Origin of the sequence: Paenirhodobacter sp. (assembly GCF_047600745.1) — a bacterium.
Classification (GTDB): Bacteria; Pseudomonadota; Alphaproteobacteria; order Rhodobacterales; family Rhodobacteraceae; genus Rhodobacter.
This window is the reverse complement of sequence record NZ_JASGKI010000001.1, coordinates 23,001-42,409: the sequence shown is the minus strand read 5'-3', so window position 1 is coordinate 42,409 and position 19,409 is coordinate 23,001. Positions and strand designations below refer to the sequence as shown.

Below are 19,409 nucleotides of genomic sequence, written 5' to 3'. Positions count from 1 at the left end.
TTAGACTTAGAAATCGCGTATGTCTAAATCTATTTGCACCCGGCAAGCGAAAACCGGATGCGCCGGCAAGGAGATCGGACCGATGACTGTGCTGTGGGCGGAACGGGCGCTGTTGCCCGAAGGTTGGGCGGAAAATATACGGGTGACGCTCTCGCCCGAGGGCCGAATCGCCGAGGTCACGCCCGATGCGGCGCCCGAGGGGCAGCGATTCGGGCTGCTGCTGCCCGCGATGGCGAACCTGCACAGCCATGCCTTTCAGCGTGCGATGGCGGGGCTGAGCGAGGCGAAGGGGCCGGAGCCGCGCGATACCTTCTGGACCTGGCGGCAGATCATGTATCGCTTCCTCGATCATCTGACGCCGGAAGATGTGGAGGCGATCGCCGCGCTGGTGCAGATGGAGATGCTCGAAGCGGGCTATGCCACGAATGTCGAATTCCACTACCTGCACCACCAACCCGGCGGCGCGCATTACGACAACATCGGCGAGATGAGCGCCCGCATCGCCGCCGCCGCCGCGCGCACGGGTATCGGCCTGACGCTGCTGCCGGTGCATTACCAGTTCGGCGGCTGTGACCGGCGCGGGCTTGGCGCGGGGCAGGTGCGGTTCGGCACGACGCCCGAGGACTTCGCCCGCCTGCTGGACTCCGCCGAAGCCGCGATCCGGGGCCTGCCCGATGCCGGGATCGGGGTCGCGCCGCATTCGCTGCGCGCGGTTTCGCCCGAGGGGCTGGCCTTTTGCGCCGCGCTGCGCCCCGATCGGCCGATCCATCTGCATCTGGCCGAGCAGGTGCCCGAGATCGAGGAGGTCAGTGCCGCCTATGGCCTGCGCCCGGTGGAATGGGTGCTGGAGAACTGCGCCCCGGATGCGCGCTGGACCTTCATCCACCTGACCCACATGACCGAGGACGAAACCCGGCGGCTCGCGCGGACCGGCGCGGTGGCGGGGCTCTGCCCGATTACGGAATCGAGCCTGGGCGACGGGATCTTCAACGGCACGGTCTGGGCGGCGGAGAAGGGGCGGCTGGGGTTCGGCTCCGACAGCAACATCCGCATCAGCCTGACCGAGGAGTTGCGCACGCTGGAATACAGCCAGCGGCTGCGTGACCGGGCGCGGGCGATCTATGCCACGCGCGAAGGCTCGACGGGCCGGGTGATCTATGACGCCGGGCTGGACGGTGGCCGCACGGCGGCGGGGCGCGAGACGGGGGCGATCGCGCCGGGCCTTTGGGCCGATCTTTGCGCGGTGGATGTGGATAATCCGGTGATGGCGGGACGGGGCGGGGATGAAATGCTCGACAGTCTGATCTTTGCGGGGCATGACGGGCTGGTGCGCGATGTCTGGTCCGGGGGCCGTCATGTCGTGCGGGAAGGGCGCCACATGGATCATGACCGAATCACTGGCGATTACATCGCCTGCATCCGCCGGTTGCAGGAGCGGATGTGACCGAACTCTCCGCGCCAAAGGCGGCGGGCAAGGCGGTGTCCATCGCCGCCGAGGTCCGCCGCCGCATCGTCGAAAAGGAATGGCGTCAGGGCGACCGCATCCCGGATGAGGTCGAACTGGCGGTGGAATTCGGCGTGGCGCGGGCGACGGTGAACAAGGCGCTGCAACTGCTGGCGGAGGAAGGGTTGCTCGACCGCCGCCGCCGCGCGGGCACGCGGGTGGCGATCAACCCGGTGCGCAAGGCCACGCTGTCGATCCCGATCGTGCGCGAGCAGGTCGAGGCGGCGGGGATGGCCTACAGCCACCGCATCGTCGCCCAACGCCGCAGCCCGGTGCCGGGGCCGGTCGCCGCACGGATGGGCCTGACCGAGGGCATGCCGCTGATCCACCTGCGCGAAGTGCATTATGGCGACCGCAAGCCGTTCCAGCTGGAGGACCGCTGGATCAATCCCGCCGCCGTGCCGGGGAGCGAGGGGGTCGATTTCCGCCACATGAACGCCAACGAATGGCTGGTGCGGAACGCGCCCTATTTCCGGGCGGAACTGGATTTTTCGGCCTGCAACGCCGACGGGCGCGATGCCCGCCTGCTGGAGATCCGGCAGGGGCAGGCGCTCCTGATCCTGAACCGGACGACCTGGAACGACCTTGGCCCGATCACCACGGTGCGGCTGGCGTTCCAGCCGGGCCATGTGCTGACGGCGGGGATCTAGGCGATCAGCGGTTTCGCCGCGCCGCCCGTGACCTTCAGCGCATCGGCGGGGGCGAGCAGCACCATCATCCCGCGCTTGCCGCCGTTGATCACCACGCGGTCATGGACCATCGCGGTATCCTCGAAGGCAACGGGGGCGTGGGCGCGCTGGCCGAAGGGGCTGATCCCGCCGGTGTGATAGCCGGTCAGGCGTTCGGCCTTCGTGGGGTCCATCATATGCGCCGACTTGCCGCCAAACGCCGCCGCGACCTTCTTCATCGACAGCGAGTGATCCGAGGGGATGACACAGCAGGCGGGCTTGCCGTCCACCTCGACCATCAGCGTCTTCAGCACCTTTTCGGGATCCATGCCGATCGCCTCGGCGGCATGCAGGCCGATCTGGCTCTGACCGGCGGTGTAGTCGTACTCCTTCGTCTCGAAGGGAACGCCGGCCTTGGTCAGCGCATTGGTGGCGGGGGTCTTTGTGCTCATCTCATGTCCCTGTCGATCCAGCGCAGGATCAGGTCCACGATCCGCGCCTGTTCCGCTTCCGTCAAGGGGCGGCCCTGCGGCAAATGATGCCATTTTTCCAGACAGCCGCGGCAACAGGTCGCCGTGGCGTGCTGCGCGACGAAGACCGGATGGCCGCGCATCGGCGTTTGCTTGCCGTCGTTCTTCGGCGCGGCGGGGGCGAGGCGGGTGGCGATGAAATCCGCCGCATGGCGGGCGATGGTGTCGCGCCCCTTCGCCCGGGCATAGTCCCGTTCGCGCGGGCCGAGGTGGAAGCGCGCACGAAACGGCGAGCGCGCGAAACGGTCGAGGTCATTCATCGCGCGTGTCCAGATAGATCCGCACCGCGTCCTGAATATGGCGGAACCGGTCGCCGCCCAGATGCTTGCCGCCGAACCAGCGGGTGACGACGATCAGATGCCCGCTCAGTTCGGCGCGTTCCAGCATCCGCACGATCACCATCCCGGCGCCCGATTCGCCATCGTCGTTCTTCACCGGGCCATCGGGGCCGAGGAAGGCCCAGCTGTTATGCGTCGCCTTGGCGAATTTCTTGCGTGTTTTCAACTCGGCCAGCAGGGCGCGGGCCTGCGTGTCGCTGTCGCAGGGCGCGCCCGAAACCGCGTATTTCGAGCCGCGATCCGAGATGATGTTGTCCAGAACACGCATGCCCCAAGGGCTAGGCCGATCCGCGGGCGGGCGCAAGCGGCAGGATGAAGGCCGTTCACGTCGCCGTGTCTTGACCCGATTCGGAGCGCCCGGCATCAGAAGAAAAACAAGATCGGGCAGTGACATCATGAAGACGGGTTTTCAGACCTCCGGCGGGGGGTTCGATTTTCTGGGCATGCGGCGACGGCAGGGCGCGGTCGAGATCGTCTATGACGACGGCGTTCAGCGGCGGATGGTGTGGCGCGTGCGCGCCCCGGCGAACGAAGGGCTGGTGGGCGAGGCGCTGGTGCGGGCCTCGCGCGAAGTCCGCGTGCTGCCGGCGCTGTTCGCCGAATTGCGCAAGCGCGCGATCCAGATCGAAGTGGTCGCCAGCTAAAAAAGAAGCCGGGTGCAAGCACCCGGCAGGAAGAGGGCCGACAGGGGACTGCGGCGCCTGTTCAGGACCAGAACGACCGTCCCGCTTCGCTGCGAGCGGTGTCCGGCGTGATGCCGATATCGTCGAGCAACCGTGCATCCAGATGCGACAGCGCGATGCGGGTGCGGCGGGCCTCAATCCAGGCAAGAACGACCTGCAACAGGCCCTTGTGGTTCTGGAGAGACGTGCGACGCAGCGACAGCGACGACATGGGGGCACCTTTTCTGTATTGATACAATTCGTTTGCTTTCGTAATGTATCTCTACATCAGGCCATACAATCGCAGCCAGAGAAACATTGTGACTGATACAAATTGGAAGCCGGACCTGTCGCAGATCAGCGGGCCGAAGTATCTGTCGCTGGTCCGGGCGCTGCGCGAAGGGGTGCGGCGGGGCGATCTGCATCCCGGGGTGCGGCTGCCGACGGTGCGGGATCTGGCATGGAAACTGGGGGTGACGCCGGGAACCGTGGCGCGCGCCTATCAGATCGCGACGCAGGAAGGGTTGCTCGAAGCCGCCGTTGGGCGCGGGACGTTTGTATCGACACAATCGCGCCGGTTGGGGCCGACCGAGCCGCTTTACCGCCAGCCGCTCACCGATCCGGATGACGATGACGGCGTGGTCGATCTGCGCTCGCCGCAGTTGCCCGATGTCGGGCAAACCGCCGCGCTGGCGCGCGCGATGGCCGAGGCGGCGGCGGAACTGGGCCGGAAATATCTGGAATATCCGGGGCTTCGGCGCGATCGGGACTGCCGGGAGGCGGTGCTCGACTGGTTCGGTAATTGCACCATGCGGCCGATGATCGGGGCGGATGATCTGGTGCTGACGCATGGCGGGCAGAACGGGATCAACATCGTGCTGCAATGCTGCCTGCGTGGCGACCGGCCCGTGGTGCTGTGCGAGGAGCTGGCCTATCCGGGGTTCCGCCATGCCGCGCGGCTGAACCGGGCGGAGGTGGTGCCCGTCGCGCTGGATGAGGAGGGCATGGTGCCGGCGGCGCTTGATGCCGCGTGCCGGCGCTATGGGGGGCAGGTGGTCTGCGTCACGCCGGACGCGCAGAACCCGACCGCGGTGCGGATGGGGCACGAACGGCGGCTCGCGCTGATCGAGGTGGCGCGGCGCCATGACCTGCAAATCATCGAGGACGATTGCTATACCGCGCCGGTTTCCGGGCTGGATTCGCTGCGCGCGCTGGCGCCGGAGCGGGCCTGGCATGTCACCTCGCTGTCGAAGACGATTTCGGCGGGGATGCGGTTCGGCATCGTCGTCGCCCCGGAGGGGATGGGCGAGGCCGGGCGCCTGACCGCGCAGCACAGCTATTTCGGCCTGCCGCGCCCGGTGACGGACATTATCACCCGGATCTTCGCCTCGGGCGAGGCGATGCGGCTGCGCCAGGCCGCGCAGGAGGAGATGGCGCGGCGGTTGCAGGTGGTGGTGCAGAGCTTCGGCGATCAGGACATCTGCTGGCAGCCGGGGCTGAGCTTCATCTGGCTGCGGCTGCCGACAGGGTGGCGGGCCTCGACCTTCGCGCGAGTGGCGGAGGGCGAGGGCGTGCTGCTGCGTTCGGCCGACGAATATGTGTTGCACGACGGCCATGCCCCTAATGCCGTACGGATCGCGCTGGCCGGTGCCGTGCCCGAGGAGCGCTTCCAGCGCGCGATCCGCCGTCTGGTCCGGCTGCTGGAGAACCCGCCGGGCGACCTTCCGGTCTGACTGCGCGCAATTTACGGGCAATTGCCGGTTTTCGCGCCGCGAACCTTAGGTCTCCCTCTTGGCGCGGAAGGCGCCATGTGCCAACGTTCCCCGGCGTGCCGCAAGGGCGCGGACAGGGAGACGCAGACATGTCGGATTCGCCCTTGAAACGGCTGAGGAATTCCGAAGCCTTCAACGGTTACCTGATGATCAGTCCGACGCTGATCTATGCCGTGCTGCTGCTGGCGGCGCCCTTGGGCATGATCGTCGCCTATTCCTTCTTCCGGGACGGCTATCTGACGGTGATCCATGAATTCACCGTCGAGAATTACGTTCAGGCCTGGAGCGACCCGATCTTCCGCACGATTTTGCTGCGCTCGGTGATCGTCTCGGCGCTGGTGACGCTGGTGACGGTGGTGCTGGCCTTCCCGATCGCCTATTTCATCTCCTTCGTGCTGCCGCCGTCGAAGAAGTCGCTGTGGCTGTTCCTGATCACCATCCCGTTCTGGACCAGCTACCTGATCCGGGTGTTCCAGTGGAAGGTGATCCTGAACTACAACGGGGTGATCAATTCCATCCTGAAGGGGCTCGGCATCATCGACCAGCCGTTGCAGATGCTGAATTCGGTGGGCGCCATCGCGATCACGCTGGCCCATGCCTATGCGCCCTTCGCCATCCTGCCGATCTTCGTCAGCCTGGAAAAGATCGACCGCTCGTTTCTTGAGGCCGGGCAGGATCTGGGCGAAAGCAAGTTCATGACCTTCTGGCGCGTCACGCTGCCCCTGGCGATGCCCGGGGTGATCGGCGCGGTGATGATCGTTTTCATCCCGACGATCGGCGATTACGTCACCCCCGAACTGATCGGCGGCGGCAAGCTCCCGATGGTGGCGAACATGATCCAGCAGAACATGCTGAAGATCGACAACAAGCCGCTGGGTTCGGCCATCGCGGTCAGCGCGATGCTGGTGGTGGCGGTGATTTCGCTGCTGTTCCTCTTTCTCAACCGGCGCTTCCTGAAGGTGCAGAAATGAAGTCCCCCGGCCTGCGCATTTTCGCCTTCGCCTATCTGGTGTTTCTGTATGCGCCCATCGCGCTCTTGCCGGTGTTTGCCTTCAACAACGGCACGATCATCGCCTTTCCGTTGAAGGGCTTCACGCTGCAATGGTTCGATCAGCTCTTCGCCAATGCGGCGCTTGGGCAGGCGTTGAAGAATTCGCTGATCATCGCGGTGTCCACGGCGGTTCTGGCGACCACGCTGGGCATTTTCGCCGCGCGGGCCTCGACGCGGTATCAGTTTCCGTTCAAGCCGGGGATCATGGGGCTGATCATGCTGCCCTTGGTCCTGCCCGAGATCATCGTGGCGGTGTCGCTGCTGATCGTGCTTTTGGGCGTGGGTGTGCCGCTGTCGATCTTTACCGTGATCCTTGGCCATGTGCTGGCGGCGACGCCCTATGCGATCGCGGTGCTGAACGCGGCGTTTTCCTCGCTCGATACCTCGTTCGAGGAAGCGGCCTATGATCTGGGCGAGACGAAGTGGAACACCTTCCGGCTGATCACCCTGCCCCTGGTGATGCCGGGGATCATTTCCTCCTTCCTGATGTCCTTCACGATCTCGCTCGATGAATTCATCATCGCCTTCTTTCTGGCGGGGGAGCAGACGACGCTGCCCACCTATATCTTCTCGCAACTGCGCTTCCCGAAGCAGATCCCGATGATCATGGCGCTTGGCACCTGCCTTGTCGTCGCTTCGGTCGTGCTGCTGACCATCGCCGAATATTTCCGCCGCCGCGGCATCGCGAAAACCGGCGCCAAAGACACCGGAGGCTTCCTGTGACCATCAAAACCGCCGCCGATCGTCCGACGATGATCGAATTCCGCGACGTGCAGAAATATTATGGCGACTATCACGCCCTGCGCCGGATCACGGCGCAGATCCGGGCGGGGGAGTTCTTTTCGCTGCTCGGGCCTTCGGGCTGTGGCAAGACCACGCTGTTGCGCACCATCGCCGGGTTCGAGGATATTTCCTCCGGCGCCGTGCTGATTGATGGCAAGGACATGTCGGACGTGCCCGCGAACAAGCGGCCGACCAATATGGTGTTCCAGAGCTATGCGATCTTTCCGCATCTGACGGTGGCGCAGAACGTGGGCTTTGGCCTGCGCCGCGATCCGCGCTCCGCCGCCGAGAAGGCGAAGGCGGTGGACGAGGCGCTGGAACTGGTGGGGCTGAAGGGCTACGGCCCGCGCGCGGCGCATGCGATGTCGGGCGGGCAGCGGCAGCGGGTGGCGCTCGCGCGGGCGCTGATCCTCAAGCCGAAGGTGCTGCTGCTGGACGAACCGATGTCCGCGCTCGACAAGAAGATCCGCGAACAGATGCAGGTCGAGCTGATCAAGCTGCAACGCGAACTGGGCATCACCTTCGTTCTGGTCACCCATGATCAGGAGGAGGCGCTGGTGATGTCCGACCGGATCGCCGTGATGTTCGAGGGCGAGATCGCCCAGCTTGCCGATCCGGAGACCCTGTATCGGCGGCCGAATTCGCGCCGGGTGGCGGAGTTCATCGGGGTGATGAACTTCCTGCCCGCGCAGGTTCTGGCGGAAGAGGGGGATCTGGAGGTCGCCGGTCTGGGCCGGGTCCGGATCGCGCAGGATCAGATCGCGGCGCAGCATGCGGGCGGTGGGGCTTCGGTCGGCTTCCGCCCCGAAACGCTGACCATCATCTATGACGGCCAGCCCGCGGCGGAGCATGAGGCCACCGGCACCATCGACGAGGTGGTCTATTACGGCGACATGACCTATTACGACGTCAAGCTGGACGGGGTGGACAAGCCGGTGCGGATTTCCATGCGCAACGTCTTCGGACGGCCCGTGCTGGATGTGGGAACGCGCACCCGCGTCGCCTGGGCGCCCGGCGCGCTGGTGCTGTTCCGCTAGCCGAGCAGTCCCGGCGCCGATTGCATCAGCGCGTGCAGGGCAAAGCCCAGAAACAGCACGCCGCTCAGCCGCGTCACGAGGATTTCGTGCCGCCGGTAGGCGCGGCGTACGCCCGGAATGCCCACCAGCGCGACCAGAATCAGATAGGCCGCGAACCCGCCCAGGCAGCTTGCCAGAACCAGCGCGGGCAGCATTCCCCAGGTCAGCATCCCCGCCTTGGCCGACAAGAGCGCGGTCAGCGTGGCGACGGCGACCGGATAGGCCTTCGGGTTGGTCAGGCCGAAGGTCAGCCCATGCAACATCGGGCGGCGGATCTGCGCGGTGGCGGTGCCCTCGGATCCGCGCCGCACCGTCACCGCCCGCCAGCCGAGCCAGCCAAGGTAAAGCCCGCTGATCACGCCCAGCAGGTCAAACACCGTGGAACCAATCGTCGTGACCCCGACGATCGCCACCAGCGCCAACCCGTTCCACAGCATGTCGCCTACCAGATGGCCGACCAGAAACGCCGTCGCCGCGCCGCGCCCCCGGTCCGCGCCGATGCCCAGCACCGCCAGAACGCCGGGGCCGGGGGTGATGCCATAGATGAACCCCGCGAAGGCGGCGGCGAGCAGGAGGCTGAGGGTCATGGGGATTTGCTGAAAGGGGCGCTACGGAAAGCATTGAAAAGGGGGGCCGAAGCCCCCCGGATCACTCTGCCGCCCGCGCTGCGCGCTTGCGCTCGTTCGGGTCGAGGAACCGCTTGCGCAGCCGCACGATCTTCGGCGTGACCTCGACCAGTTCGTCGTCGTTGATATAGGCAATTGCCTCTTCCAGCGACATCCGCACCGGCGGCGTCAGCCGCACCGCTTCATCCGATCCCGAAGCCCGCATGTTGGTCAGCTTCTTCGACTTCATCGGGTTGACCTCAAGGTCATTCTCCCGCGAATGCTCGCCGATGATCATGCCGATATAGACCTGCTCCTGCGCGCCGATGAACAGCTTGCCGCGGTCTTCGAGGCCCCAGAGCCCGAAGGCCACCGAAACGCCCGACTCCATCGACACCAGAACGCCCTGACGGCGGCCGGTGATGGTGCCCTTGTAGGGTGCCCAGCTATGGAAAATGCGGTTCAGCACGCCGTTGCCGCGCGTGTCGGTCATGAACTCGCCCTGATAGCCGATCAGCCCGCGCGAGGGGACATGGGCAACGATCCGGGTCTTGCCATGGCCCGCCGGGCGCATTTCCACCAGATCGCCCTTGCGGTTGCCGGTCAGCTTTTCGATCACCACGCCGGAATATTCGTCATCCACATCGACGATGACTTCCTCGACCGGTTCCAGCCGCTCGCCGTTTTCCTCGCGGAAGATCACGCGCGGGCGGGAGATCGACAGCTCGAACCCTTCGCGGCGCATGTTTTCGATCAGCACGCCCATCTGGAGTTCGCCGCGCCCCGACACCACGAAGGCTTCGCCGCCGGGGGTGTCCTCGACCTTGATCGCGACATTGACCTCGGCCTCTTTCATCAGGCGGTCGCGGATCACGCGGGATTGTACCTTGGTGCCGTCCTTGCCCGCAAGCGGGCTGTCGTTGATCCCGAAGGTGACCGAAATCGTCGGTGGGTCGATCGGCTGCGAGGGCAGGGCGGTGTCCACGTCCAGCGCACAAAGCGTATCGGCCACGGTCGCCTTCGACATGCCCGCGACGGTGACGATATCGCCCGCCTCGGCTTCGTCGATCGGCTGTTGCGACAGGCCCCGGAAGGCAAGGATCTTGGTCGCGCGGAACTGTTCCAGCCGCTCGCCATCGCGCGACAGCGCCTTGAGCGGATCGCCGACCTTGAGCGTGCCCGCCTCGACCCGGCCGGTCAGCAGACGGCCCAGGAAGGGGTCAGCCGACAGCGTGGTCGCCAGCATCTGGAACGGCTCATCCTTGCGCGTGATCTGCTTCGGCGGCTCGACATGGCGCACGATCAGGTCGAACAGCGCCGACAGATCCTGACGCGGGCCGTCCAGTTCCAGATCCGCCCAGCCGCCGATGCCCGAGGCATAGACATGCGGGAAGTCCAGTTGCTCGTCCGAAGCGCCGAGGTTCGCGAACAGGTCGAACACCTCGTTCAGCGCGTTTTCCGGATCGGCGGCGGGCTTGTCGACCTTGTTCAGCACCACGATCGGCTTCAGCCCGAGCGCCAGCGCCTTCGACGTCACGAATTTCGTCTGCGGCATCGGCCCTTCGGCGGCATCGACCAGAAGGCAGACGCCATCGACCATCGACAGGATCCGCTCGACCTCGCCGCCGAAATCGGCGTGGCCGGGGGTGTCGACGATGTTGATCCGGGTGCCCTTCCACTCGACCGAGGTGCATTTCGCAAGGATGGTGATCCCGCGTTCACGCTCGATGTCGTTGCTGTCCATCGCGCGTTCGGCGACGGCCTGATTCTCCCGGAAGGCGCCTGACTGTTGCAGGAGCTTGTCGACCAGTGTGGTCTTGCCGTGGTCAACGTGTGCAATGATCGCAATATTGCGAATGTCCATATGTGTTCAGCCTTGTCAGATTTGCTGCGGCCTTACGGCAAAACCGCCGGGGGCGCCAGCATCTAGTGCGTAGCGGTGGATGAAAACAGGTTGATGACGAGGATCCCGGCAATGATCAGCCCGATTCCGAGCATCCCCGCCAGGTCGAGCCGCTGCCCGAACAGCAGCCAGCCCGATCCGGTGATCAGCACGATACCGATGCCCGACCACATCGCATAGGTCACGCCGAGCGGCAGGTCGCGCAGCACCAGCGAGAAAAACCAGAACGCCCCGGCAAAGCCCGCGATCACGCCGAGCGAGGGCCAGAGCCGGGTGAACTGCCGGCTGGCCTGAAGGCAGGAGGAGCCGAAGGTTTCAAAGGCGACGGCGGCCAGAAGGAAAAGGTAGGTCTGCATTCAGGTGACAATATACCAATCGCGCCGGTGATTGAAGGCGATCACCATGTTCAGGATCACCGCGCCCAGCAGCGACCACAGCACCTTGTCCACCGGCAGAAGCCAGAACGCGACGGCGAACAGGGCAAGGTCGTGGATGGTCTGGGTCCAGCCTGCTTTGAACCCGTATTTGTCCTGCAAGATCAGGGCCATGATCGACACGCCGCCAAGGCTTCCGGAATGCCGGAACAGGCCGAGCAGGCCCACGCCGGTCGATACCCCGAACAGCACCGCCGCCGCGCCGGGGTGGATGCTGTCGACATGGACGAGCGGCTTCATCGCCTCGGCCAGAACCGAGACGAAGGTCACGGAGGCGAGGCTTTTCAGGCAGAACATCAGCCCCCGCGCGCGCCAGGCGAGGCCGTAGAACGGGATGTTGATCACGAAGAACACCAGCCCGAAGCTCCAGCCCGTGACATAGGACAGGATCAGCGACATCCCCGCCGTGCCGCCTGTGACCAACCCCGCCGCCCGCAGCAGATGCAGCCCGAGCGCCGATTGCACCGAGGCGATCAGCAGGCCCTGAATATCCTCGAACAGGGTATAGTGTTTCACGGGTGGAAGGTCAGGGGTCATGACCTAGTTATCAGGCCGCGCCGCGCCGCCGTCCATCAGGGAAAACGCATGGCGGCCATGCGTCAGGCGACGTAGCGGTCCCGCCGATGGTTGATCGCAATCACCATGTTCAGCACCAGCGCCCCAAGCGCCGACCAGGCCACCGTGTGCCATTCCCGCAGCATCAGCGCGAGCGCGAAGACGCAGGCGTCGAAGGCCATCTGCGTCCAGCCCGCCTTGAACCCGGTGCGGTCCTGTAGATACAGCGCCATGATGCCGACGCCGCCAAGGCTCGCCCCATGCCGGAACAGCGCCAGCAGGGCAGAGCCGGAGATGAAGCCATAAAGCACCGCCCCCACCAGCGGATTCAGCGTCGCAAAGCTGATATAATGGGGCAGGATCATCGCCAGCCCGGAGAGCAGCGCCACCGCGATGAAGGTCTTGATCACGAACCGCAGGCCCATGCGCTTGTAACCGAACCAGTAGAACGGCAGGTTCAGAACGAAGAACACCGGCCCGAAGCCCCAGCCGGTGACATAGGAAATCAACACCGCCAGCCCCGCCATCTGCCCGGTGATGAAGCCCAGATGGGTCAGGATCACGATCCCGAACGCCGCCATGACTCCGCCAAAGGCGAGGCCCTGGGTGTCTTCGATCAGGGTGTGGTGGGTGGTCATGCTGCGCTCCGGTTTATGCCCGCTGTAAGCGTTTGCTGCCGGAACGGGAAGAGTTCAGGCCGCGAAAGCCGGGTGATAACGGACCTCGCCCGCCGCAGTGCCGCGAAAAGCGACGCTTTGGAAATATTCGGGCGGCACATCGGCAAGCCAGAGTGCGGGATCCGCCGCAAATCCGAAGCGGCCATACCACGCCGGATCGCCCAGAACGACGCAGCCGTTGGCGCCCATCGCACGCAACCGGGCCAGCCCCGCGCGCAGCAACGCGCTGCCGATGCCCCGGCGCTGGTGGTCCGGATCGACGGAGATCGGGCCGAGGCCGTACCAGCCCCGTGCCCCGGCGATGCTCACCGGCGAAAAGGCGGCATGGCCGATCAGGGCGCCGTTGTCCTGCACAACCAGCGACAGGGTGAGTGCCCCGGCTGCGCGTAACGCATCCGTGATCCGGCTTTCGGTGCCCGAGGCATGCGGCGCCGTGGCAAAGGCGGCCTGGGTCAGCGCCCGGATCGGGGCCACATCGGCGGGGTGTTCATCGCGGATCTGCATGGTGAAAAGGGCCGGCGTTTCCGCCGGCCCCCTGAGATCAGGCCAGAGCCTTGTTCAGATATTCATCGACCTTTTCAAGGTAACCCATCGTCGTGAGCCACTTCTGATCCGGGCCGACGAGCAGCGCGAGATCCTTGGTCATGTAGCCATCCTCGACCGCCTGCACGGTGACCTTTTCCAGCGTTTCGGCAAAGGTTTGCAGCGCGGCGTTGTTGTCGAGCTTGGCGCGGTGCTTCAGTCCGCCGGTCCAGGCGAAGATCGACGCGATCGAGTTGGTCGAGGTCTCCTTGCCCTTCTGATGCTCGCGATAGTGGCGGGTGACGGTGCCATGCGCCGCCTCGGCCTCGACCGTCTTGCCATCGGGCGTCATCAGCACGGAGGTCATCAGCCCGAGCGAGCCGAAGCCCTGCGCCACGGTGTCCGACTGCACATCGCCATCGTAGTTCTTGCAGGCCCAGACATAGCCGCCCGACCATTTCAGCGACGAGGCCACCATGTCGTCGATCAGGCGGTGTTCGTAATGGATGCCCTTCTTCTTGAATTCCTCTTCGAATTCCGCGGCATAGACCTCGGCGAAGAGATCCTTGAAGCGGCCGTCATAGGCCTTCAGGATGGTGTTCTTGGTCGAGAGATAGACCGGCCAGCCGCGCAGCAGGCCATAGTTCATCGACGCCCGGGCGAAATCGCGGATCGATTCGTCGAGGTTGTACATCCCCATCGCAACGCCGGAGGAGGGCGCGTCGAACACGTCGTATTCCTGCACCGTGCCATCTTCGCCGACGAATTTCATCGTGATCTTCCCCTTGCCGGGGAAGCGGAAATCGGTGGCCTTGTATTGGTCGCCGAAGGCGTGACGGCCGACAACCACCGGCTGGGTCCAGTGCGGCACCAGACGCGGCACGTTCTTGCAGATGATCGGTTCGCGGAAGATCACGCCGCCGAGGATGTTGCGGATCGTGCCGTTGGGCGACTTCCACATCTTCTTCAGGCCGAATTCCTCGACCCGCGCTTCGTCGGGGGTGATGGTCGCGCATTTCACGCCGACGCCGTATTGCTTGATCGCCTCGGCCGCGTCGATGGTGACCTGATCGTTCGTCGCATCGCGATGCTCGATGCCCAGATCGTAATATTTCAGATCAATGTCGAGGTAGGGAAGAATCAGCTTCTTCTTGATGAAATCCCAGATGATCCGGGTCATTTCGTCGCCGTCGAGCTCGACGACGGGGTTGGCTACCTTGATCTTCGACATAGGTCTCTCCGCGGTTGGGTGACTCGTGGCATCGTCTTAGCGGATAACGCCGGGAAGCGGAAGGTATGCAATTGTATGCCGATTCCGAAAAATGCGGAAAGCGCGGTTTTCCGCATCTTTCCATGACATCAGCGCCCACCGCCCCAAGCGCCCCGGCGCGGGGGACACGTTGCTGAAGGCAAAGACCAGATCGTCATAGTCGCCGCGCCACAGAATATCCTCGAACCTGACGATGAAGGTGGCCGTGATCACGCCGCCCGAAGCGATGACATCGGCCCCAGGACCATAGGTCGTGGCGGTGGCAGACAGACCGGCCGCAATGGTCGCACCGAGGGCGGCGCTTCTGGTGGAAATGGACGAAACAGAACTCTCCCACTTACCGATGAAGCGGGAGTCGGGGTAGCAAGGAATTGTCAGCAGGCCCTGCCGGCGTCACAAAATCTGCTGGCGGGATCAGGCGCGGTCCCGGCCCTCGAACCAGGGCAGGACGCGCGCGCGGACCTTTTCCCAGATGCCGGGCAGCCCGCGGGCGACCTTGGTGCCGATCCGCTCGTCGAGTTGCGACAGGGTGACGTCGTAGTCGATCCACGATCCGCCGCCGCCCGCATGGTTGAGCAGCACCGGCTGCACCCGGTCGAGCGATTTGGCATAGCGCGCGGTCGGGGTTTCGTTCGCCTCGAACTCCTGCCAGACCGCGCGCAGTTCCGCGCCCTGATCCGCGGGCAGCAGGCCGAACAGCCGCTCCGCCGCCGCGGCTTCGGCGGCCTGAACGGCGGGGGCGTCATGGGCGGCGCCATTGCCGGAATGGATCGGCACATCGCCCACGTCGATCTCTACCAGATCGTGCAGCAGCAACATCCGGATCGCGCGGTTCGCATCGACCCCCGGCTGCGCCTGATCGGCCAGCACCAGCGCATAAAGCGCGAGCGACCACGAATGCTCGGCCGAATTCTCCGGCCGGGCATTGTCGATCAGCGGCGTGGCGCGGTAGACCGACTTCAGCTTTTCCGCTTCGAGCAGAAAATCCAGTTGCCGGTCCAGCCGGTCCATCAGCGCGACCCCTCCGTCAGGCGGCGGCGCACATAGGTCTGGACGTGGGTGACGAGCGGCTTCATATGCGCCTCATCATCCTTGAAGAAGTGATCGGCGCCCTCGATTTCCTCATGCGAAATCGTGATGCCCTTCTGCTCGCGCAGCTTGCCGACCAGCGTATGGGTGTCCTTCGGCGGCGCCACGCGGTCGGCGGTGCCGTTGATGATCAGCCCCGAAGACGGGCAGGGCGCGAGGAAGCTGAAGTCATACATGTTCGCGGGCGGCGCGACCGAAACGAAGCCGGTGATCTCGGGCCGGCGCATCAGCAGCTGCATCCCGATCCAGGCGCCGAAGGAGAACCCGGCGACCCAGCAATGCTTGGAATTCGGGTTCATCGCCTGAAGGTAATCGAGCGCGGAGGCGGCATCGGACAGCTCGCCGATCCCCTGGTCGTATTCGCCCTGCGACCGGCCTACGCCACGGAAGTTGAACCGCAGCACGGTGAAGCCGATCTTGTGGAAGGCGTAATGCAGGTTATACACAACGCGGTTGTTCATCGTGCCGCCGAACTGCGAATCCGGGTGCAGGATGATCGCGATCGGCGCATCCGGGATCGGTTGCGGATGGTAACGGCCTTCAAGCCTGCCTTCGGGACCGGGGAAAATGACTTCGGGCATCTGTTCTCGCCTGCTCAACGGTGGCTGCGTTGCCCGGCGCGCTTGACGCATGGGGGTTGACAGCCTACCAACGGAACCGCCCGGCCTGTTGCCGGGTTGGGATGAAGTGCAGTTAAGCGGCGAAGCGCGTGCCGTCAATGCTCGGGCCGGGATTTCCCCGCCTGTCCGCGACCGGAGGGAAGATGAAACTTTCGACAAAAGGCCGCTACGCGATGGTCGCGCTGGTCGATCTGGCAACGGTGGGGGCGGGGCAGATGACCTCCCTTGCGGAGATCTCCCGGCGGCAGGACATTTCGCTGCCCTATCTCGAACAGTTGTTCGTGCGGCTGCGCCGGTCCGGGCTGGTGGCCTCGGTGCGCGGGCCGGGGGGCGGCTACAAACTGGCGAAAGAGCCCGGCGAGATCAAGATTTCGGATATTTTCGAGGCGGTCGATGAAACCGTTTCGGCGCTGCATGTGGGGGCGGGGGCCTCGGGCGGGATTTCGGGCAGCCGGGCGCAGTCGCTCGCCAACCGGCTGTGGGAAAGCCTCTCGGCGCAGGTTTTCGTGTTCCTGCACCAGACCACGCTCGAAGATGTGGTGAAGAACCGGCTGAAGCCCTGTCCGGCGGTGCCGTCGCTGTTTTCCGTGGTGGATGAGTGAACTTTGCGCTATCCCGCGCCTGAAAGGCGGGGGCGATGCAAAGGCTTTATCTCGACTGGAATGCGACCACGCCGCTGCGCCCGGAGGCGCGGGCGGCGATGCTGGCGGCGATGGATGTGGTGGGCAATCCGTCCTCGGTGCATGCCGAGGGGCGGGCGGCCAAGGCGCTGATGGAGCGCGCGCGGGCGCAGCTGGCCACGGCGATCGGCGCGGACGGGCAGGATGTGGTGTTCACCTCGGGCGCGACGGAGGCGGCATCGCTGGTGCTGGAAGGACGCGACATCGCCTGCGCCGAGGTCGAGCATGACGCGGTGAAGGCCTGGTGCCGCCCGGTCCTTCCGGTGGATGGGCTGGGCCGGGTGACGGTGGCCGATCCGGGGCGTGCGACCCTGCAACTGGCCAATTCCGAGACCGGGGTGATCCAGGATCTGCCCGAAGGGCTTTGGCTCAGCGACCTGACGCAGGGTTTCGGCAAGCTGCCGCTGGCATTCAACTGGCTGGGCGTCACGGCGGGAATCGTTTCGGCGCACAAACTGGGCGGTCCGAAGGGGATCGGCGCGCTGATCCTGCGTCGCGGCACCGACATTGCCGCCCGGCTGCGCGGCGGCGGGCAGGAGATGGGCCGCCGGGCCGGAACCGAAAACCTGATTGGAATCGTAGGGTTCGGCGCCGCGGCAGAGGCTGCGGCCCGGGGTCTGGCGCAGGGCGTCTGGGAAGAGGTTGCTGAAATTAGAAATATTCTAAAATCGGCACTGGAAGCCAGCGGCGAGACGCTCTATTTTCCCGGTTGGGAGACATCGGGAGATCAGGCAGGCACCGCACCGCCGGTCCTACCCAATACGCTTTCGGTGATCGCCCCCGGCTGGAAGGGGGAGACGCAGGTGATGCGGCTCGACCTTCTGGGCTTCGCGGTTTCCGCGGGGTCGGCCTGTTCCTCCGGCAAGGTCCGCGCGAGCCATGTGCTGCGCGCCATGGGCTGGTCCGAGGAGGATGCGGGCTGTGCCTTGCGGGTCTCGATCGGGCCGGGGGTGAGCAGAGACCATATCTTGCGCTTCGCGGACGGCTATGTCGCGGCGCTACGGAAACACCGCATGCGGCACTGACCGCAAGGAGCGATGGCATTGGAACAGCAAGTCGAAGTCCGTGAAGGCGTGGATCGGGAAACGATCGAGACAGTCCAGAACATGGGCTCGTATAAATACGGCTGGGATACCGAGATCGAGATGGACTATGCCCCGAAGGGCATTTCCGAGGACATCGTGCGGCTGATCTCGGCCAAGAACCACGAACCGGAATGGATGCTGGACTGGCGGCTGAAGGCCTATCGCCGCTGGGTGACGATGACGCCGCCGAAATGGGCGCTGCTGGACATCCCGGAAATCGACTTTCAGGACATCTACTATTTCGCCCAGCCGAAGAGCATGGAGAAGAAGCCCGCTTCGCTCGACGAGGTGGATCCGAAGCTGCTGGCAACCTATGAAAAGCTGGGGATCCCGCTGAAGGAACAGGCGATTCTGGCGGGCGTCACCGCGCCCGAAGGGGAGCGTCAGGTCGCGGTGGATGCGGTGTTCGATTCCGTTTCCGTCGGCACCACCTTCCGCGAAAAGCTGGCCGAGGCGGGGGTGATCTTCTGCTCGCTGACCGAGGCGATCAACGAACATCCGGACCTGGTGAAGAAATACCTCGGCTCGGTCGTGCCGCAGTCCGACAATTTCTATGCCACGCTGAATTGCGCGGTGTTTTCGGCGGGGTCGTTCGTCTACATCCCGCCGGGGGTGAAATGCCCGATGGAGCTGTCGACCTATTTCCGGATCAACGCGGAAAACACCGGGCAGTTCGAGCGCACGCTGATCATCGCCGACAAGGGCGCCTATGTCAGCTATCTTGAGGGCTGCACCGCGCCGAAGCGCGATACGGCGCAGTTGCACGCGGCGGTGGTGGAAATCGTCATCGAGGAAGATGCCGAGGTGAAATACTCCACCGTCCAGAACTGGTTCCCCGGCGACGAGGACGGTAAGGGCGGGATCTACAACTTCGTCACCAAGCGCGCGGATTGCCGGGGCGACCGGGCGAAGGTGATGTGGACGCAGGTGGAAACCGGTTCCGCGATCACCTGGAAATACCCCTCCTGCCTCTTGCGCGGCAATGACGCGCAGGGCGAGTTCTATTCGATCGCCATCGCCAACAACTACCAGCAGGCCGACACCGGGACCAAGATGATCCATCTTGGTAAGAACACCCGCTCGCGCATTGTTTCCAAAGGGATTTCCGCCGGGAAGGCGCAGAATACCTATCGCGGGCTGGTGTCGATCCACCCGAAGGCTACGGACAGCCGCAACTATACGCAATGCGACAGCCTGTTGATCGGCGACAAATGCGGCGCGCATACCGTTCCCTATATCGAGGTGAAGAACAATTCGAGCCGCGTGGAGCATGAGGCGACGACATCGAAGGTCGATGACGATCAGCTGTTCTACTGCCGCTCGCGCGGGATGGACGAGGAAGAGGCCGTCGCGCTGGTGGTGAACGGCTTCTGCCGCGAGGTGTTGCAGGCCCTGCCGATGGAATTCGCGATGGAGGCGCAGTCGCTGGTCGCGATTTCGCTGGAGGGGTCTGTCGGATGAGGCAGCCCTGGTTCAGGCCGATGCGATATGGATACGGTGCGGAGCCGGTCGGCGCGAAGGGCTGGGCTGTGGTTGCCGGTTTCGTCGTGCCGCTGTCGTTGGCCATGTGGGGCGTAACGCTGTG

At 64.8% G+C, this 19,409-nt stretch carries 23 protein-coding genes; 10 read left to right on the top strand and 13 right to left on the bottom strand.

All coding sequences use genetic code 11. The features are described 5' to 3' along the window. The first annotated feature begins 82 nt into the window (after positions 1 to 82). Positions 83 to 1,444: a formimidoylglutamate deiminase gene (locus tag QM789_RS00250; RefSeq protein WP_420349998.1), complete on the top strand. Its 1,362-nt coding sequence runs from the start codon at positions 83 to 85 to the stop codon at positions 1,442 to 1,444. Then, positions 1,441 to 2,154, top strand: a complete 714-nt coding sequence (locus QM789_RS00245) for a GntR family transcriptional regulator (protein ID WP_420349997.1) — start codon at positions 1,441 to 1,443, stop codon at positions 2,152 to 2,154. Before QM789_RS00250 ends, QM789_RS00245 begins: the two co-directional genes overlap by 4 nt. Here QM789_RS00245 and ybaK read toward each other — a convergent pair. The 3 genes from ybaK to QM789_RS00230 are packed head-to-tail and all read right to left on the bottom strand — an operon-like array spanning position 2,151 to position 3,308. Then, the gene (gene ybaK / locus QM789_RS00240) at positions 2,151 to 2,624 is read right to left on the bottom strand and encodes a Cys-tRNA(Pro) deacylase (protein ID WP_420349996.1); all 474 of its coding nucleotides are present in this window, start codon (positions 2,622 to 2,624) and stop codon (positions 2,151 to 2,153) included. The two genes, QM789_RS00245 and ybaK, sit on opposite strands and share 4 nt — an antisense overlap. Continuing rightward, the gene (locus QM789_RS00235) at positions 2,621 to 2,962 is read right to left on the bottom strand and encodes a DUF4186 domain-containing protein (RefSeq protein WP_420349995.1); all 342 of its coding nucleotides are present in this window, start codon (positions 2,960 to 2,962) and stop codon (positions 2,621 to 2,623) included. Before QM789_RS00235 ends, ybaK begins: the two co-directional genes overlap by 4 nt. Then, positions 2,955 to 3,308, bottom strand: a complete 354-nt coding sequence (locus QM789_RS00230; protein ID WP_420349994.1) for a YigZ family protein — start codon at positions 3,306 to 3,308, stop codon at positions 2,955 to 2,957. Before QM789_RS00230 ends, QM789_RS00235 begins: the two co-directional genes overlap by 8 nt. 127 nt (positions 3,309 to 3,435) lie before the next feature. Between QM789_RS00230 and QM789_RS00225 the strand changes: the two genes are divergently transcribed. Beyond that, on the top strand, positions 3,436 to 3,684 hold the full coding sequence (locus tag QM789_RS00225; RefSeq protein WP_420349993.1) for a hypothetical protein: 249 nt from the start codon (positions 3,436 to 3,438) through the stop codon (positions 3,682 to 3,684). Positions 3,685 to 3,745: 61 nt separating this feature from the next. Here QM789_RS00225 and QM789_RS00220 read toward each other — a convergent pair whose 3' ends face one another. Next, positions 3,746 to 3,934, bottom strand: coding sequence for a DUF1127 domain-containing protein (locus QM789_RS00220; protein WP_420349992.1), 189 nt, complete (start codon positions 3,932 to 3,934; stop codon positions 3,746 to 3,748). Positions 3,935 to 4,022: 88 nt separating this feature from the next. Between QM789_RS00220 and QM789_RS00215 the strand changes: the two genes are divergently transcribed. The 4 genes from QM789_RS00215 (at position 4,023) to QM789_RS00200 (ending at position 8,345) form a co-directional block, all read left to right on the top strand. Beyond that, positions 4,023 to 5,435 (top strand): PLP-dependent aminotransferase family protein, encoded by a 1,413-nt coding sequence (locus tag QM789_RS00215; RefSeq protein ID WP_420349991.1) that lies wholly within the window; start codon positions 4,023 to 4,025, stop codon positions 5,433 to 5,435. A 128-nt stretch (positions 5,436 to 5,563) separates the two neighbouring features. After that, complete coding sequence (locus tag QM789_RS00210; protein WP_420349990.1) at positions 5,564 to 6,445, top strand: ABC transporter permease; 882 nt, start codon at positions 5,564 to 5,566, stop codon at positions 6,443 to 6,445. After that, positions 6,442 to 7,248, top strand: coding sequence for an ABC transporter permease (locus QM789_RS00205; RefSeq protein WP_420349989.1), 807 nt, complete (start codon positions 6,442 to 6,444; stop codon positions 7,246 to 7,248). The genes QM789_RS00210 and QM789_RS00205 overlap by 4 nt, the downstream gene beginning before the upstream one ends. Positions 7,249 to 7,277: 29 nt before the next feature. Then, positions 7,278 to 8,345, top strand: a complete 1,068-nt coding sequence (locus tag QM789_RS00200) for an ABC transporter ATP-binding protein (RefSeq protein WP_420350734.1) — start codon at positions 7,278 to 7,280, stop codon at positions 8,343 to 8,345. Here the strand turns inward: QM789_RS00200 and QM789_RS00195 are convergent. The 9 genes from QM789_RS00195 to QM789_RS00155 all read right to left on the bottom strand — a co-directional run bounded on the left by QM789_RS00195 (position 8,342) and on the right by QM789_RS00155 (position 16,020). Next, positions 8,342 to 8,971, bottom strand: a complete 630-nt coding sequence (locus QM789_RS00195; protein ID WP_420349988.1) for a LysE family translocator — start codon at positions 8,969 to 8,971, stop codon at positions 8,342 to 8,344. The genes QM789_RS00200 and QM789_RS00195 overlap by 4 nt on opposite strands. 61 nt (positions 8,972 to 9,032) lie before the next feature. Next, the gene (gene typA / locus QM789_RS00190; RefSeq protein ID WP_420349987.1) at positions 9,033 to 10,853 is read right to left on the bottom strand and encodes a translational GTPase TypA; all 1,821 of its coding nucleotides are present in this window, start codon (positions 10,851 to 10,853) and stop codon (positions 9,033 to 9,035) included. 62 nt (positions 10,854 to 10,915) lie between these two features. Then, a complete protein-coding gene (locus tag QM789_RS00185) occupies positions 10,916 to 11,248 on the bottom strand; it encodes a DMT family transporter (RefSeq protein ID WP_420349986.1) in 333 nt (110 codons plus the stop codon). Beyond that, positions 11,249 to 11,863 carry a YitT family protein gene (locus tag QM789_RS00180; RefSeq protein WP_420349985.1) on the bottom strand — a complete coding sequence of 205 codons (615 nt, stop codon included), beginning with the start codon at positions 11,861 to 11,863 and terminating at the stop codon, positions 11,249 to 11,251. It abuts the gene before it with no gap. A 62-nt stretch (positions 11,864 to 11,925) separates the two neighbouring features. After that, entirely contained in the window at positions 11,926 to 12,519 is a 594-nt protein-coding gene (locus tag QM789_RS00175) for a YitT family protein (RefSeq protein ID WP_420349984.1), read from the bottom strand. 54 nt (positions 12,520 to 12,573) lie between these two features. Next, on the bottom strand, positions 12,574 to 13,062 hold the full coding sequence (locus tag QM789_RS00170) for a GNAT family N-acetyltransferase (RefSeq protein ID WP_420349983.1): 489 nt from the start codon (positions 13,060 to 13,062) through the stop codon (positions 12,574 to 12,576). 37 nt (positions 13,063 to 13,099) lie between these two features. Beyond that, positions 13,100 to 14,311, bottom strand: coding sequence for an NADP-dependent isocitrate dehydrogenase (locus QM789_RS00165; protein WP_420349982.1), 1,212 nt, complete (start codon positions 14,309 to 14,311; stop codon positions 13,100 to 13,102). 453 nt (positions 14,312 to 14,764) lie between these two features. After that, a complete protein-coding gene (locus QM789_RS00160; RefSeq protein WP_420350733.1) occupies positions 14,765 to 15,364 on the bottom strand; it encodes an HD domain-containing protein in 600 nt (199 codons plus the stop codon). Beyond that, positions 15,361 to 16,020, bottom strand: a complete 660-nt coding sequence (locus QM789_RS00155) for an alpha/beta hydrolase (protein WP_420349981.1) — start codon at positions 16,018 to 16,020, stop codon at positions 15,361 to 15,363. The genes QM789_RS00160 and QM789_RS00155 overlap by 4 nt, the downstream gene beginning before the upstream one ends. A gap of 182 nt (positions 16,021 to 16,202) precedes the next feature. Here QM789_RS00155 and QM789_RS00150 point away from each other — a divergent pair, with 182 nt between their 5' ends. Genes QM789_RS00150 through sufB form a run of 3 tightly spaced genes read left to right on the top strand, consistent with a single transcriptional unit; the run spans position 16,203 to position 19,285 of the window. Continuing rightward, positions 16,203 to 16,661 carry an Rrf2 family transcriptional regulator gene (locus QM789_RS00150; RefSeq protein WP_420349980.1) on the top strand — a complete coding sequence of 153 codons (459 nt, stop codon included), beginning with the start codon at positions 16,203 to 16,205 and terminating at the stop codon, positions 16,659 to 16,661. Between the two features lie 35 nt (positions 16,662 to 16,696). Continuing rightward, positions 16,697 to 17,764, top strand: a complete 1,068-nt coding sequence (locus QM789_RS00145) for a cysteine desulfurase family protein (protein ID WP_420349979.1) — start codon at positions 16,697 to 16,699, stop codon at positions 17,762 to 17,764. 18 nt (positions 17,765 to 17,782) lie between these two features. Continuing rightward, positions 17,783 to 19,285 (top strand): Fe-S cluster assembly protein SufB, encoded by a 1,503-nt coding sequence (gene sufB, locus QM789_RS00140; protein WP_420349978.1) that lies wholly within the window; start codon positions 17,783 to 17,785, stop codon positions 19,283 to 19,285. Positions 19,286 to 19,409 lie beyond the last annotated feature (124 nt).

What these genes read in the sequence shown, in the direction of transcription:
- QM789_RS00205 (WP_420349989.1), top strand. Translation starts at nt 6,442, where the DNA reads ATGAAGTCCCCCGGCCTGCGCATTTTCGCCTTCGCCTATCTGGTGTTT.
- QM789_RS00250 (WP_420349998.1), top strand. Translation starts at nt 83, where the DNA reads ATGACTGTGCTGTGGGCGGAACGGGCGCTGTTGCCCGAAGGTTGGGCG.
- QM789_RS00195 (WP_420349988.1), bottom strand. Translation starts at nt 8,971, where the DNA reads ATGACCCTCAGCCTCCTGCTCGCCGCCGCCTTCGCGGGGTTCATCTAT.
- QM789_RS00210 (WP_420349990.1), top strand. Translation starts at nt 5,564, where the DNA reads ATGTCGGATTCGCCCTTGAAACGGCTGAGGAATTCCGAAGCCTTCAAC.
- QM789_RS00170 (WP_420349983.1), bottom strand. Translation starts at nt 13,062, where the DNA reads ATGCAGATCCGCGATGAACACCCCGCCGATGTGGCCCCGATCCGGGCG.
- QM789_RS00220 (WP_420349992.1), bottom strand. Translation starts at nt 3,934, where the DNA reads ATGTCGTCGCTGTCGCTGCGTCGCACGTCTCTCCAGAACCACAAGGGC.
- QM789_RS00175 (WP_420349984.1), bottom strand. Translation starts at nt 12,519, where the DNA reads ATGACCACCCACCACACCCTGATCGAAGACACCCAGGGCCTCGCCTTT.
- QM789_RS00145 (WP_420349979.1), top strand. Translation starts at nt 16,697, where the DNA reads ATGCAAAGGCTTTATCTCGACTGGAATGCGACCACGCCGCTGCGCCCG.
- QM789_RS00180 (WP_420349985.1), bottom strand. Translation starts at nt 11,863, where the DNA reads ATGACCCCTGACCTTCCACCCGTGAAACACTATACCCTGTTCGAGGAT.
- QM789_RS00225 (WP_420349993.1), top strand. Translation starts at nt 3,436, where the DNA reads ATGAAGACGGGTTTTCAGACCTCCGGCGGGGGGTTCGATTTTCTGGGC.
- QM789_RS00155 (WP_420349981.1), bottom strand. Translation starts at nt 16,020, where the DNA reads ATGCCCGAAGTCATTTTCCCCGGTCCCGAAGGCAGGCTTGAAGGCCGT.
- QM789_RS00150 (WP_420349980.1), top strand. Translation starts at nt 16,203, where the DNA reads ATGAAACTTTCGACAAAAGGCCGCTACGCGATGGTCGCGCTGGTCGAT.
- ybaK (WP_420349996.1), bottom strand. Translation starts at nt 2,624, where the DNA reads ATGAGCACAAAGACCCCCGCCACCAATGCGCTGACCAAGGCCGGCGTT.
- QM789_RS00185 (WP_420349986.1), bottom strand. Translation starts at nt 11,248, where the DNA reads ATGCAGACCTACCTTTTCCTTCTGGCCGCCGTCGCCTTTGAAACCTTC.
- QM789_RS00235 (WP_420349995.1), bottom strand. Translation starts at nt 2,962, where the DNA reads ATGAATGACCTCGACCGTTTCGCGCGCTCGCCGTTTCGTGCGCGCTTC.
- QM789_RS00230 (WP_420349994.1), bottom strand. Translation starts at nt 3,308, where the DNA reads ATGCGTGTTCTGGACAACATCATCTCGGATCGCGGCTCGAAATACGCG.
- typA (WP_420349987.1), bottom strand. Translation starts at nt 10,853, where the DNA reads ATGGACATTCGCAATATTGCGATCATTGCACACGTTGACCACGGCAAG.
- QM789_RS00165 (WP_420349982.1), bottom strand. Translation starts at nt 14,311, where the DNA reads ATGTCGAAGATCAAGGTAGCCAACCCCGTCGTCGAGCTCGACGGCGAC.
- QM789_RS00200 (WP_420350734.1), top strand. Translation starts at nt 7,278, where the DNA reads ATGATCGAATTCCGCGACGTGCAGAAATATTATGGCGACTATCACGCC.